General features: G+C 40.1%; 12 protein-coding genes. 5 read left to right on the forward strand and 7 right to left on the reverse strand.

From position 1 onward, the window contains the following. Window positions 1-5: 5 nt before the first annotated feature. Both cas3f and cas1f read right to left on the reverse strand, forming a co-directional pair. A complete protein-coding gene (gene cas3f / locus QF117_RS00700; RefSeq protein ID WP_282385538.1) occupies window positions 6-3413 on the reverse strand; it encodes a type I-F CRISPR-associated helicase Cas3f in 3408 nt (1135 codons plus the stop codon). Beyond that, window positions 3410-4405 (reverse strand): type I-F CRISPR-associated endonuclease Cas1f, encoded by a 996-nt coding sequence (cas1f, locus tag QF117_RS00705; RefSeq protein WP_282385539.1) that lies wholly within the window; start codon window positions 4403-4405, stop codon window positions 3410-3412. Before cas1f ends, cas3f begins: the two co-directional genes overlap by 4 nt. Window positions 4406-5226: 821 nt before the next feature. On the opposite strand from cas1f, the gene glgC reads away from it, so the two are divergent. Further along, window positions 5227-6444 carry a glucose-1-phosphate adenylyltransferase gene (gene glgC, locus QF117_RS00710; protein ID WP_282386093.1) on the forward strand — a complete coding sequence of 406 codons (1218 nt, stop codon included), beginning with the start codon at window positions 5227-5229 and terminating at the stop codon, window positions 6442-6444. Window positions 6445-6680: 236 nt separating this feature from the next. Here the strand turns inward: glgC and QF117_RS00715 are convergent, their stop codons facing one another. After that, entirely contained in the window at window positions 6681-7076 is a 396-nt protein-coding gene (locus QF117_RS00715) for a PaaI family thioesterase (RefSeq protein WP_282385540.1), read from the reverse strand. A gap of 49 nt (window positions 7077-7125) precedes the next feature. On the opposite strand from QF117_RS00715, the gene QF117_RS00720 reads away from it, so the two are divergent. Then, window positions 7126-7407: a DUF134 domain-containing protein gene (locus tag QF117_RS00720; protein ID WP_282385542.1), complete on the forward strand. Its 282-nt coding sequence runs from the start codon at window positions 7126-7128 to the stop codon at window positions 7405-7407. Between the two features lie 7 nt (window positions 7408-7414). Here the strand turns inward: QF117_RS00720 and nqrM are convergent, their stop codons facing one another. The 4 genes from nqrM to QF117_RS00740 all read right to left on the reverse strand — a co-directional run bounded on the left by nqrM (window position 7415) and on the right by QF117_RS00740 (window position 10175). Then, window positions 7415-7621: a (Na+)-NQR maturation NqrM gene (nqrM, locus tag QF117_RS00725; protein ID WP_282385543.1), complete on the reverse strand. Its 207-nt coding sequence runs from the start codon at window positions 7619-7621 to the stop codon at window positions 7415-7417. Further along, window positions 7621-8139, reverse strand: a complete 519-nt coding sequence (locus QF117_RS00730; RefSeq protein ID WP_282385544.1) for a NifB/NifX family molybdenum-iron cluster-binding protein — start codon at window positions 8137-8139, stop codon at window positions 7621-7623. Before QF117_RS00730 ends, nqrM begins: the two co-directional genes overlap by 1 nt. 345 nt (window positions 8140-8484) lie before the next feature. After that, a complete protein-coding gene (locus QF117_RS00735; RefSeq protein ID WP_282385545.1) occupies window positions 8485-9351 on the reverse strand; it encodes an AraC family transcriptional regulator in 867 nt (288 codons plus the stop codon). A gap of 275 nt (window positions 9352-9626) precedes the next feature. Continuing rightward, entirely contained in the window at window positions 9627-10175 is a 549-nt protein-coding gene (locus QF117_RS00740; protein WP_282385546.1) for a hypothetical protein, read from the reverse strand. Between the two features lie 266 nt (window positions 10176-10441). Between QF117_RS00740 and QF117_RS00745 the strand changes: the two genes are divergently transcribed. The 3 genes from QF117_RS00745 to QF117_RS00755 all read left to right on the forward strand — a co-directional run bounded on the left by QF117_RS00745 (window position 10442) and on the right by QF117_RS00755 (window position 15156). Next, complete coding sequence (locus QF117_RS00745; protein ID WP_282385547.1) at window positions 10442-12940, forward strand: hypothetical protein; 2499 nt, start codon at window positions 10442-10444, stop codon at window positions 12938-12940. Window positions 12941-12945: 5 nt separating this feature from the next. Next, a complete protein-coding gene (locus QF117_RS00750) occupies window positions 12946-13935 on the forward strand; it encodes a hypothetical protein (protein ID WP_282385548.1) in 990 nt (329 codons plus the stop codon). A gap of 447 nt (window positions 13936-14382) precedes the next feature. After that, entirely contained in the window at window positions 14383-15156 is a 774-nt protein-coding gene (locus tag QF117_RS00755; RefSeq protein WP_282385549.1) for a transporter substrate-binding domain-containing protein, read from the forward strand. Window positions 15157-15202: the final 46 nt, after the last annotated feature.

The following is a 15202-nucleotide window of genomic DNA, read 5'->3' on the forward strand; positions in this document are numbered from 1 at the left end:
CCTAGTTATTTTTTTGTTTGATAAACACCCAACTGATCATTCCAATTCCAAATAAGCACTTGATCTTCTTTCGGTGCTCTTAAACTAATACCGCCAAAATATTGCCCAGTGCTTTCTACTGTTTGTTCTAACTGTTCTGCTAAATTGCTATAGATGGTTTCTGCATCGGTATTCATCCACCAATAATTACCTTCTGATAATTTAATGTCTTCCGTAACTATTTTTTGATTCTGTGGCGTAAACACCCATTGCTTTTGTGTTGTATCTTTTTGGTACCAACCTAACTCATCCCATTCATCTGTTTGGCATAAAATAAACTCTTCTTGCGGGTCTGATTTTCTAAACTGAGTTTGATTGATAAACGCACCATTCCAATCTGCATGAGAACGTTCTTTCCACCACCACGAGGCTTCCTTATCGCTTTGATAAAACTCTATTTTTTGACCCGGTTTATTCGGTGATTTAGGTAAACCTAATGTTAGTTTCAACGCTCTGTGTTCTTGTGTGACAAATGAACTAACCCCAACGGCACCTGAACTCCCCTCAGCTAATTGAATATGTTTTTTTGTTATCTTCGGTTGCTCAATCCGAGAAATAGCTGAAATATGTTCTAATTCACCATTTAATAATTCATTCAGATCATGAGTCGACAAGGGCAAATCTTTACTTTCAAAACCCGGTTTACAGTAAGCTGTGGTATCACCTCTTAATGCTCTGATATTTTTATTCAATACCATTAAATTACTGCTGCTTGGTTCTTGTTGGCGATGACGTTGAATACGACCAGCGAGTTGGATCAAGGCACGTAGTGAACTCGGCTCTGCTATTCCCCAGTCGTAATCATGATCTCGCCCAACCTCAACAACCGAAGTCCCGACAACCACAAAGATATTATTGGCCGTCTTTGTTGCATTTAGTGCCTCTATTATCTCTGGTTGTTGCCAAAGCTGATCTGAGTCATATCGAGTTAGCGTATTATCTAAACGATTTTCTTTATGAGAACGCAGCGCTAATGGAAACTGTGAGTGATAAACACAAAAATGAATACTGTAATCATCTTGTGGGCTCATTTCCGACAGGCACTTCATCACATTTATCATCGGATCTATATTTGCCATTCGTACTACACCGCAAGAGACTCTTCGCCCTGAGTTATGCCTTACGTGGTGACTATCGTGTAATTGATGGATCTGATCATGAATGGTTACAGCTACTGACTGATAAATATGATTCTCATCTTTCTTTTCGCTTAACTCATGATCTAGGTGAACAGTGACTAACTCCCCTTTACGCAGTATTTTTTTATTTTCGTTCAATTTTTTAATGCGACTATTAACGAAAATGTCATTTTCTTCTGTAAAAGCCTCGAGAGATTTTATCTCTGTCACGTGACTTTTATTTTCATCAAACCATCCACAAACCACACTTTGTAACTCCCCTTCTGGAAAGTTAGCTTCATTAAAGTGCTTTCTTCCTGCTAAATAGGCGTGATATAGAGCGCTAATTAGTGACGGTGGTAAGGTTGCGGAAGACAATAAAACGCGAGAACCTAGCACGCCAGCCCAATTGACTAAGCGGCATAACGCAGGTAAATCTTCCAACCCAAAATCATCTGGTTCATCCAAAATAAGATCAGAGGTTAACAGACGCAACATAGGCGCAATTTGTTTGCCTCCACGCAAGCTTTCTGTCGCTGGCATTAAATGATCAATGGTGCTAACAACAATTGGCGCACTTAATAATTGCTCTAATTTGGGGTTGCCTTTTAGCCAGTGCTTTAAGCGTCCATCATAAATCTGACCATCATAACTAATAAATAATTGCTCGAAAAAATCGTCGCTTGATTCACTTCCTGAGCTTTGCTTTTCTTTGCTTGGGTCTTTATTGATTTGATGCAAAGTTTTAACTGCCTGAGAACCAATTAATACCGCCAGTTCATCGTCACCTAACTTTAGTAAATCACGGTAACTGTCGCCTGTTTGTAATGTTAGAGTTCTTAAACCCACAGCGACAGTGAAACGGCAACCTTCTCTTTCACCAGCAAGTGCATACATAATTCGAGCATTGGCAATGGTTTTGCCACAACCTGTTGAGGCCATGTTGATTCCAAAGAAGCCCTGTTTCTCACTTAATCGTGCATACTCTTTGGCTGCTTTATAAGCTTTATCTTGCCATGCGAATTTTTTAGGTGCATTACGGCTGAATAATTTATGCTGCCCAATAGCTGGCAATGCGTATTTCAATGCCGGTAAATTTAACGCAAAATGCATGGCATTATGCGCAACACCGATATTATGCTCATCCAATTGCTGTTTAAATACCGCTCGTCCTTCAACCTGCGTTGCTTTGCTGTCAGTATTGGCTTTTGGTAAATAACCTTGATCTCGCCACTCCAATTGAGATTGCTCTGCCTCTAAAGAGGAATAATAGTGATCCGATAGCATTAAAGATAAACGCGACAAATGGGCAACAAAACGTTGTTTTAACCATTCTTTTTTGTCCCCTATTTTCGTATTATTTAGCGTTCGATACGCCAACTTAGAGGCTTGTTTTTGCCATGTTTTGCTAACAAACGGCGTCCCTTGACTGAAAGTCCAGTTACTATTGATTATCTGAAGGTCAATCTGATCTAAGTGTTCCGCATTCCTTGAATTCCAATCACAATTTAGGACATCCGTTAGCCAGTTTTGCATATTGTCATTAGTTACATTTCTTGTGCGTTTAGTCTGAGGTAATGGTAAACGGTGATGAGACACAACTAACCAAGCAACCAAAGTTGCAAAAGGAGTGAGTACCGTAAATGGAGAAGGAGAGTTTGCCCCCTGATCATGATGCAGGTTTTTTAATACATAAGATTCTGTATTATTACCATTCTCTGAGCGATTAATTTCACTTAACTCAGATAGCCATTCTTGATCTGTCTTTCCTTTTGCAAAGGCCTCAAATAAGCGTAGAGAGATCCATTCATGTCGATATGGCTCACCTTTTGCTCCACTTACTCCCTGTAGCTTTGCTTGAAACAAATCATTGGCTTTACCAAAGTCATGAAACAAGCCTGCAATACTGGTTGCATTCGCGATCACTTCTAGCTTATCCCAACCATTTTCCCACTCTTTATGATCCAAATTTAAACTGGTTCGATTCACTGGCACTATGCCTTGTTCATTAAATTTCAATCTGTTTCCTACAACCCACAATAACTGACTGCGTGAGCGACTTCTGATCCAATGACAACATACAGCGGTACTGCGGCTGGCGGTTTTGCGCAGCATTTTCTTTACGGTTAATAGGCCATCTTCGGTAATAATGGTCTGCCATGTGTTGTCACCAATGCGGTTAGCAAAAGCATCGAGTACTCGACGTGTTTTCTTTAATGCATTTTTCTCGCACTGAGAAACAAAAGTGACCATCATAGAGTCCGCTCTCCACCATTAATCAGCTTGGTTTTTTGATACGACAACGCCACTTCTTTGACCGTATCAAACATGAAATCTAATACTTTATGATCGGTAAAGGCTTGTAACACCTGCTGACGGAACTCTTGCTCTGTATCGTTTTCTTTGGCACAAATAAAGGCCCAGGGCAGTACTATGGTATCTTTTATTAGGTCAGCTACATCAAAGACTAAGGCGCCTCGGCGAGTCTTGCCATGCATTACGGCAAAACCGTGGGGAATGCCTAATACCCACAATGTTGTCGCTGCCAAGCCATACGCCAAATAGTTACCATGATTCAAAAAATCATTGGCTTTATCGGCTGATTGATGTTTTCTTTTGAAATCTTGAAGCTGAACGTTGTTGGCTGCGAATTTGTATAGGTGCTTGGTTAATTGTGCTTCAGTCAATAGCAGGTCACTCTGCTTTGCTGCGGCTTCTGTCCGCTCTTCAAATCGTTCAAATGCTTCTTGTAATCCGGTATCTTTTACATTAAATCCTTCTTGTTTCAGCTCTCGGTCTTTGCCCCAGACTTTTTGTAAAAAGCGTAATCTTGCTTGCTGAAATGCTTTTGCAGCTGCCAAGCGTTTTTCGTCTTCAAACCAAAATGACATCCACCCTTGTAAATACTCTGTTGGGCGGTATTCACTTTGTGGCGTAAGCCACTCTATGGGTTGCTCTGCATCATTCGCCATATAGAGCGGTGTTCCACCACCACCGCTAAACCCAACTAACACACCGGCTTGGGCTAGCATTCTCATCGCTGCTTGAGTAATGGACGTGCCATTACCTAAGAGTAGAACGGTGGTATTAGCAATGGGGATATTAAAGTATTGGTTTTCATTTTTTGCTTCAGTCAAATAAAGAACACGACCGTCTTTTTGCATCACTCGGCAATATTCTAGATAGAACATATTGGCACGTTTTGAATGCAGTATGCTTTTAAGATCTGAAGCGGCAAAGTTGTCCATATACCCTATCCTTAAACCATTAATTTATATCGCTTTGTCAACCGAAGGGCCAACCATTGAACCTGTTGTTTTTATATTTTCTGTTGTCTAGAGTTTCCTAGCTCTAATCCACTATCTCAAACATGGCCTAGCGATCCCTATACAAAAACCAGTTTAGAGCGGACTGAGAAATTAATTAACATTATTATCAATAGGTTATGAGGCAATCTTATACTTTAACAAACATAAGCTTGAGTCACTTAATACTATCTAGAGAAGATGATAAAAATGACCGTTCAATCATGTTTTTTCATGTGTGTTAATTTCAACTTCATTAAATTAATCATATATTTTGTGCACTTATCCACCGACCTCTGATAACTGAACAGTTGATTGATCTCTACTGTTCCTTACATGATCAAAGATAAAGGATTACGTGTTACTTTTTACTCAGCTGATAGAGACACTAGAACTGATTGGCTTGATATGACGCTTCTCAAAGAACACTAAAACTGCACGCCCATGCAAAAACCGTGATACTTCACATCACCTTTAGCTCGAGTAAATGGGGCTAGCTAACGACATACTAGAACTGGCAAAAACCTGTACCTTCGAGGTTATCGTGCATGAGCACATTGAATGTTTGTGGTTGGGCTGATAGCAAACGCTTCATTATGGTGCAGTGAAATATTTCGGGCGCACTTTTTTGGTTCAACTTTCGTTCGCTAGAAAAAAAACTCGTTACATTACAAATTATTAATCATTGGAACGATACTTGTAACGTATCACTTAACTGAACTGAATCTGTACGACTTAAATGCACCACACAGGGAGTGATGATGATGCAAGAGACTTTAACTGTAGTACTCGCCGGAGGTGTGGGATCGCGTTTATCGCCTCTCACTGATAACAGAGCAAAGCCCGCAGTACCTTTCGGGGGCAAATTTAGAATCATTGATTTTACGCTTGCAAACTGCCTTCACTCTGGGCTGCGACGTATCCTTGTACTCACTCAATACAAGTCACATTCCCTTCAGAAGCACTTACGCGACGGTTGGTCAGTATTTAACCCTGAACTGGGCGAGTACATAACCGCAGTGCCACCACAAATGCGCAAAGGCGATAAATGGTATAGCGGTACCGCAGACGCTATCTATCAAAACTTATGGTTGCTGTCTCGAAGTGAAGCAAAATACGTTGTGGTTCTCTCTGGCGATCATATCTATCGAATGGACTATGCGCCAATGATCGAAAATCACAAAAAGAGCGGTGCCGACCTCACGATCGCCTGCATGAAAGTTCCAAAGGAAACCGCAAAAGAATTTGGCGTAATGACCATTGATGATCAGAATAAAATCGTCTCTTTCGAAGAAAAGCCACAAAACCCAACGCCACTCCCCAATGATCCCAACCATAGCCTCGCCTCTATGGGCATCTATATTTTCACTATGGAAGCGCTCATGGACTCGTTAGAAAGCGATGCCCTCAATACCGAATCGAGTAATGATTTCGGGAAGAATATCATTCCAAAACTCATCGACAGTCAAAAAGTGTTTGCCTACAAATTTGGAGGCGATGACGGCCGGGTAACCAAAGATGCCTACTGGCGCGATGTGGGAACCATTGATTCTTTTTACCAAGCCAATATGGATTTGCTCAAACCGGTTCCGCCGATGAATTTGTACCAAGAAGACTGGGCGATACGCACGTATGAACGCCAATTACCGCCAGCAAGAACCACCTCATCTGCCACTGGCAATGAAGGGATTTTTATCAACTCATTGATCTCTAGTGGCGTGATTAACTCTGGAGGCGCCGTTCAGAATTCGGTGCTGTCTTCAAACGTTAGAATTAACGATGGCGCGACGGTCGCTGACAGCATTTTATTTGACTATGTTGAGGTGGGAGAAAACTGCCAACTAAAAAACTGCATTATCGATAAACACGTGAAAATCCCTTCTGGCACAGACATTGGGATTAACCCTATCGAAGATGCTAAGAAATTTACGATATCGGAACGCGGCACCGTCGTCGTACCAGAAAGCTACGTTTTCTCGTAAAGCCCATTGAACTTGCTAATTCAGTGGTAGCAGGTTCTGTTCGGCTCGGCACTTTCTAACCCGGAAGTGCCCCGAAACAATTTAGATTAGCTAATATAATATTTCTGGGTCTGGTAGTTGGTATATATATTAAGCTAAATCACTCTCCACAGAATGCCATTTGAGTAGTCACATTGAAGTTGAGTGCAGCGTTGTCTCACAACGCGATTGTAAGCATCTCAACTATGTCTAGGGTATTACATAAATTTAGCTTCAGCAGCTGAGTAACAGTCCCCACCGATAAAAATGCGACTCTGCATTAAATACATACCTCTCTTTTCCATCAAGCAATGAGCCTGAAGCTGAATTACAGAATTGAGAGGGATTGGCTTGATATAGCGAACATCAAGTCGAGCTGTCATAACGCAAACATCACGAGCGAATAGGCAATGAGTCATTGCTGCATCGTGCAGTGTCGCAATCACACCGCCCTGCATGACACCTTGATAGCCTTGCACTTTTTTAGTTGGTACAATTTGCCCCACAACACCTCCGTCAGCCGTTAACTCAAAGTGGATGGCACTATGATCGTTGAAAAAAGGCTGGCAGCAAACCGCACATTGTTGGTGATTTTTGGGTATATAAATAGACATAAAATACTACTCGGTTAGAAAAGACGATAAGACTAGAGGTGTAAACAAAGTGGCAAGACCAAAAAAAGAGCGCAACATTTGCCGAAGCGCGCCATACGAGTGTTTTAAACCTAATGGCGTGCCTCTTTCTCAACTCGATAAAGTTGAGCTGTTGGCCGAGGAACTCGAAGCTCTGCGATTGGCCGATCTCGAAGATCTCAGTCAAGCAGAAGCAGCGGCTAGTATGGGAGTCTCTAGGCAAACATTTGGCAATATCGTAAAGCGTGCTCGTGCCAAAGTAGCTCAGAGCTTAGTTCATGGTCAGGCACTCATGTTTAGTCGCGAGCCATAGCCAGAACCTAACAGTCTGATGCTTGTGGTTCCTGTATTGGGTGAAGCACACGCGCATGTTCATCGCACGTTTCGACGCAGTTGCACTCTCTTTCCATTTCAATACTAGCCAGCCCACCACCGCTGCCTTGTATCGTTTGACGTTTTAGGATTACGCCTATCGCCATTAAGACCACAACAACCAAAAACGTCGCAAAGCTGATTAGGTAAATCATTATTTTTTCTCTTGTTGGTCGAGTAACTTAAACGCTTTCGCCAAGTGATTCATCGCTTGTGGCGAAAGCTTACTAGTGAGTATTCGAGGGCCTGTAACTCTTCCTTCACTGTATGCTTCTCGCATACTAATCTCAGCAGAACGTGTTTTACTCTGACTTGAACAGCTTGCTTTATTTTTATTTGCTGACGGCCGAGCAAATTCAATTTGAGTGACTGGAGTTAATTGGTTTTCATCAAAGCTCTCTAGAGAGAACCCACGCGGTGCACTCAGAACACGAACATTGAGCTTAAACAGTTTACTCAGCATATTCGAACCAATTGAACGAACGACAACAGCATTCACTTGATTATCTTGTAATACCTCACGCCAAAAGTGCTTATGACCACAACACGATGATGACTTAGGTAGCTCAAGGATTCGTTTGGCATTGGTTTGGTTATCCCACAGCATAATCTGAGGGGCTTTGGCAAAATGATTGGAAAGAGAATTTTCACGGCAGGGAATAGCAAACAACATAGTGTTCTCCTTTATCTGTGTAAGGAGAACACTATACAACTAGTTATTGGCATATGCCAATAACTAGTTGTGGAAAATTAAGATCCACCGAATTACTATGAATAGAGTCAGGTCTTGCCTTTTGCCTTTTGCCTATCGAAGTTTTCCATATCTGAGGTAATTAATGAAATATTAATATACGATTCCATGAAACTCACTTTTGTCCAAAAATAAGTTTGTTCAGCAAATCGGCTAAGAAGGTTCTGCCCCTAAATGTGTTTCGAACGTTACAGTTAGCCATAAGGAAACCTAATCTGAGGATGCCTCGCATGACGCGAGGCTGTCGACTGCGGTATAGAAAGGCTGCTATTTAATCGGGAGGTAAACCTCAGTCAAGAGTTCGCATTCATCTACTTCGTGCACAAAGTTTAGGTAGCAGAAGAATACAGGAAACTCTCGAAGCTCCTCACCACTTGTTGTTAGCCATTGTTGGTAGAGTTGATATATAGTATCTCCAATCGTATCGTGGCTTCCTTTATGCAACACCATTGCACAACGTCCTGCTGGAATAAGCCCAGATTTTACCGAAAATGGGTTCTCTGGGACTTCTCCATTATGACTACCACAGATATCAAATCGAAACTCCTCTTCTTGAGTCTGGTTTGGGTCTCCATAGGGAACACCGAAGGTTCTGCTAGTTTTTATTGGTGAGAGACCAGTCGATTTTCTCCATTTGATAAACTTAGCTGCCGTTTCAAAAACCCTTTGTGGGTTTCCTCGGTGCTCAATATAAGCGATAGGTTGTTCGGCAAAATCTACAATATTCACATCCACAATGTATTCTCCTAAAGTAGGTGGCTTGAATTCATATTTTGAGTGCCATTGTTGCCACTCTGGTTGGCTTCTGAATTGAGATGGCGTTTGGCCAAACGTACGAGAAAAGGCTCGGCTGAAAGCTTCAGAGCTATCAAATTGTGCTTCAAAAGCAATATCTGTGACCGTTATGTTCTTTTCAAACGCTAAACGGAATGACGCTCTTTTAAGCCTGGCGAAAAGTACATATTGTGTAGCACTAATCCCCATAAATGCAGAAAACACTCGCTGAAAGTGATATTTAGAACAAACAGCAATCTGGCTCAATTTATCCAAACTCAACTTGTGGTCAAGATGGGTATCTATGTACTTACAGACAGTTATGATTTGTTGCTCTCTGCGCAGTTTGGCACTTGTCATGGGTTAGCTTTTCTCAATCAAGAAGGTGTGAACATAATATGGCTATGCTAAACGGTTTACATGACTAAAGTTGCGTACTTTCCACCAAAATGAGCCAATTGATGGAATGAGGCCTGAGTTAATGATTAACGTGCCACATAGGGAGATGTAACACAAAACTGCCCCTTTGTCTTTTAGAGAGACATATCAATAAACGAAAATGGGTGACAAATGCCTGACTTTTTCTAATCAATAAAAGTCAGGCCGACCAGTTATCCACAGACCAAAATTGATCACTAAAATGACTTGCGTATGTGCTGCTTATTTTCATTCAGAAGACTTGATAAGGTAGCGTTATCGTAGATTATGCTCTTATCCAATAAAGGCTTAGGAGTATGTAGAATAATTGTCTTTACTAGCCAATTTCTGTAATAGAACAAAGTATCCTCAAGCGGCTGTAGTTTAAATCTTGGGTCTGCGTCCTCTACGTCTATATCTACATGCGCTACGTATCTATTTCTTGCTGTTGACACTGCTTTTTTGATTCCCTCCCACTCATGCGTTGTCAGCCCTAAGTCTCTTAACATTATTGAGACATCAAATTTACCTAAATCATCATGGTTAAAGTTATTCTTGGTAAAGCTAATTTTGTTGGTATTCGCCTTACAAAAAATAGAGTGCCAATTGATTATCAAGTCATTCATCAAAACTTCGGCAACATGATTAAAGCTGTCGTGAGCCTCTATAGGGATCTCTCTGTAAAGGTATAGTGAATGTAATGCCATCTCAATAGTCGCGTATTGAGCTTTAGCCATACGTAGCTTTACTTCTAGTGGTGTTTTCATGCTCATCCTGTCTATAAGTTATGTTAGCCAACTAGCTCTAATATACTGTTTTGGTTGCTATAAACAAAAATGAATCTCTGAATTAGATCCTTTAAAAGTCTGACGGGTATTATTTGGGAGATTCTTACTCTGAGCCCAAGGTAAGGGCATCATGGACTGAAAAGAAAAGTTATTGCGGCGACTTCATGTCCCAGAAAGTGATGGCGAATCAAACAGATCTTTTTCTTAAAAATTCATATACCTAAGCTCTACTGTTATGATACTTGGTGATTGTTGAAGAAGGTATGTTAATCGTGGTTGAAGTAATAAAAACCTTACTAGAGTCCAAACTATGGTTTTGGAAGTTGAAATCCAAATATGATCGGGCTAGTTTCCTAATTGAGCGAACCTCGTACAACTGTGAAGAATTTTATTCTAAAGCTAGGAGCAATGCTGCCATTCTACGGTCGGTTGCGTGGATTGGCTTAAAAAGCTTGGGGTGGATATCTCTCTTATTATTTGTGTTCAGCTCAATGGAAGGTTACATCAGGTCCAATACTAATTTTCTAACTCCTTTAAGTGAAGAAAAAGTAGATTTCCATCTTGAGCAACTTAGGCTCTATACTCAAATATTGACTGCTATTTTTTCAATATACTTTGCTACAATTGGCATAATATTAAGCTCAGGCTACACTAAACTACGGAGAGACATAATACAATTGCTGGTTACTGAACAAGTAGGCAATGTTTATTCTCGACTTTTGGTGTTTTCAGCAATGTTCTGCCTTTGTGCAACTGTTTTTAAATCTTTAGACTTTAATCCTAGTTTAATGATTTACATAACTGGTACTTTGCTAACTGTTGTAAGCACACTTACGTTGTTTCCATTGGGTCAGCGACTATTCAACTTTTTTGATTTAAACCAACTAGCCCACATTGAAGTTATACCAAGAATCGTACGTCATATCGAAAACGCTGCCAAATCAAGTAATTCAATTTCTCTAGCTAACCATCACTCAAAGAAAGCACAGATTGCTTTTAAACAGCTTTGTTATATCGATGAACAGGTAAAGATCGATAAAACTAGGCTTGGTGATAGCTTACCTGCTTTGAGTCGTGATTATTCCTTGTTACTCCAGCACTATCTTAGTGAAAAGCACCGAATCAACCACCAAAGCTATTGGTTCCCTAGGCTACAGAAGCATAAACAATGGTTTCTTTCAGGCGATACTGCAACTCATTCTGCATTACAAACAAGCAGCCAACTAGCAACAGAAGAAGAAATAAATTATCAGTGGTTAGAAACCGAAATTATTGAAAGGCTAGCTCAACATATAGAACTTGCATTTAATAGTGGTGATTTTAAATTGGGGTTGGATCTTCTTGGTCAATTATCTTCTAGGATCTCTATTTATGCGGGTCAGCTTCAGCTCGAAATAGGAATGCGAGAAGTACAAAGAGTACAAGAAATTTTGGTCACTGCATTCTCAATAACTAAACAAGTTGATAATGAAGATGACAAAAAGCTGTTAATAGGTATAGCTGATATGTGGGCAGCATTAGGTAGCAGTTTATGCCTTGAAACAATGAGACGAATGATCAATTTTGAGAAGGAGTTGTCACAGTTTTTCGATAATGATGTTTGGACAAACAAATCGCTACAATCTCTACCCGCTTTGCTGCAAGTTGAGCTGGGGTTTATTATTAAATCTATAGAGTTTGAAATAAGTATCGAAGGAAAGCGGTTATCGAAACCTAAATTTGTTCAACAATTAGCTGTTCAGAAGCTACTAAAACATTATGCGAAAATCCTACATGACGTCGATAACTTTTATACAACTATGGTACAGAGCTTTATACAGTCGCTAATAAAACTGAAGATGCAGGAAGCAGCAACTCAGGTGATCTTAGCAAGCCTTCATAATTATTGGAAATTACCAAGATGGTATGGTGATATATCTACTCTGATTGATAGGTATAATTTATTAGAACACCATTCTCAAGAGGTGAATGCTTTTCCTAAAATTGATATTACGGCTATGAATGGACGACTAAGTAATTCGAGAGCCACTGCAATAGAGATGTTAAGTAAACCTGATATAGTCGGCCATGTATTTGAGAACGGACATAATGATGAGTTACCTGATTACTTTGGGCATGTATATTTCGAGCTAGCTGAAGCTTGTAGAGATGCTCTTGAAGAAAATGATCATGAAAAGTTAAACCGAACTTTTCCAATGTTCATGGTATTGGCATTCCAAGCTTCTGATTCTAAATTTTTGGACCCCGATTTAGATGTAAATCAAGAGTACAGAACGCATCTCGTTTCGTCTGTTTTAATTGATATAATGTCCATATTAGGACTTGCTGTTTTGTACAGCTCATACTTTGAGAACGCTCAGTTATCTGAGTTAGCTCTCAAACAATTCAATGCCAGAATTGATAGTGTTCCAGATAAAAGATTGTACTTGAAAAGGATGGTACTTCTTTCAGACCCACATAAGTTTAGTTTTAGTGCATCACCTAGAGACATGATTAGATTGAATTGGAAAATGTCCTTTGAGCAACGTATGAGAAAGGATGGGTACAGCGATAGGTTAACTAGAAGTAGAGGCAAGGAACATACGAACAAAATTATTAGAGAATTTATTCGTAGTCCCTTCTCTGAAGTGTCTCATCTATTTATCGCGGTTCATATTCTTCCACAATTAGGACCTGTTGACTTTGAAATAAACCACTCTATTTCAAGTCTTTCTGATAGATTTACTGAAAGCTCAGAGGAGTAGTATTAATGAAGGTGACTAAAGGTGAACCATTACACCATTATCGTTACGATGATGAAAATTTAAACTTTATTGAACGATTGGTTACTAGGAAGAAGAGAAGGGTAGAAGGATTCTATCAGAGAATGTTTAATGAGGATTTTTCTAGGATATTTCGTACCTCCAGGGTGAAACATTCACTTTTCAACATAACATCAAATGATGATGAGCTTGCTAAAAGGCTCCTTGTTGGCTTAAGGAGCCAACATAGATATCAAAATAGTGATGAAAATATACGCACATGGATTGAAGATATAGCTCAGTCTTTATTGTGGTCACAAACAGCTTACTACTTTGTTCATGATATTCAGGCACAAAACGAATCTAGAATAATTCCATTGAATTTTGATGATATATTCAACGTATTAGGTGTAAATTTTCAATTAGTGCCGAAGCGACTCGAACGTCCTTGGCAAAGTGATGAAGAATTACTACCGAGAGAGTTGCGCATTTTAGAAGCAAATAAGTTAATGAGGTTTAATATATGCCACACACTTAATAAGCTTTTATCTCGCCAAAATAGAACATTAGGTCTTTTAGATAAATATAAAGACAACAACCTACAGTTTTTCCCTCAAGCAACATACGATGAACCGAGTCCCAAAAATTACTTTGATTTTAATTATTGGTCAAAAACGCAGCATAAAGCCTTACACATCGCAACACGTGAAACAGGTTGGAGTGCTAGGAATTTAGGAGAATCGGAGCGCTCTGTATATTTCGATTATTACCGCATGATCCGTTTTAGGAGAAACCAGTTGATATTTCGTGACGATATATTGGATCAAATAGGTAGAGAGCTTACCCGAATCGGTCGCCAATATAATGAAATGTTTACTATCGTAATTTCACCTACAAGTGCCTTGCCGAAAGTCGAAGAACTTAACGATCTAGAAGAACAGTTTTCTAAGGAAAAGGTTAGTTTTAAAGAAATCACAGATTATTATTTTGAACGTTAAATTATCAACTTGAGCAGGTAACTCTGTAGTGGCTGAGTGAATTTTGCCACTTGATTGGAGGTTTGCAATACCTGAAGTTATTCATGAATTGCTAATTTAGAAAAGTCGCTGGCAAACTTCTGTCCAAAAACGTTTCAGTTGGATTCGTAACACGCCTTTGCGCCTTTTATGGGTTACGCATCGAAGCTCAAACAAAGTTGTTCAGGTAACTTTTGATGTACAAAAACTACTGAGTGGCAAAAAGCAAAATCTGCCACCATTGGCGGTTCAGTTTTCACCCGTAGTTTTCTGTCATTGCTATTCGTTCGCTGACCCACTATTGAGACTAAAATCAATAATGGAAAATAAATGCCAATATTGTATTAATAGTTTGTTATGTTTGAGGCACAACTTTCGACAAGGTCACCAACACCTTAAGTGCAAACTGCAACCAATAGAGATCAGCAAGTGCCTTTTTATTCCGCTTACTTCCTTCATTTTTTGACCGCTATGTTGTTGCCACTGTGTCTGATGTTACTGCCCTCAACAGTACACGCACAAAGAGAGTTAATAATAGCGAGGGGAGATGGGAATTGGCCGCCTTATGAAATGATGCAAGATGGTCAACTAACAGGGTTTCATATCGAACTGATCCAATCGGTTGCCAATAACATTGGCGTCATTGTGATGTTCAAGCCCTACCCATGGCGCCGCGCTGTGCGGATGGTTACATCTGGTAGAGCCGACGCGGTCACCTATATTACCAAAAGCAAGAAACGTGAAGAAAGCATCTACTTTTCTGAACACAATATTTTATCAGGCACTGATCATTTGTTGGTCAAACTTAAACAGAGGCACGACATTAAGTTTGATGGAAACTTAACGACCTTAAAACCATATTCTATGGTTCATATCGCGGGTTACACTTTTGGGCAAGCATTTGATGGCGCCGATGACTTGGATAAAACAGGCGTGGCATCAGCGAGTGATGTGATTGAGTTGGTATCCAAAAAACGCTATGACTTGGGTATTGTCAGCCCTGTTGATTTGGAAGGCGCGGTCGATCTTAAACTAATGCAGAATATCGAGCTTCTAAAGCCCGCATTGTATTCAAGTATCGTCTACATTGGTTTTTCCAAACACAGCACTGATCAAGCACTGGTCGAAGAGTTTACCCATGCGATGCAAGCGTTTAAACTTACCAAGCCCTACCAAAGGTTAAAAGAAAAGTATGGCTTATAGCCTTGACTGAAGACGCAAATAAGCACGGCAGCAAGTCTTGCTTTTT

Origin of the sequence: Vibrio sp. YMD68, assembly GCF_029958905.1 — a bacterium.
In the GTDB taxonomy this organism is placed as follows: Bacteria; Pseudomonadota; Gammaproteobacteria; order Enterobacterales; family Vibrionaceae; genus Vibrio.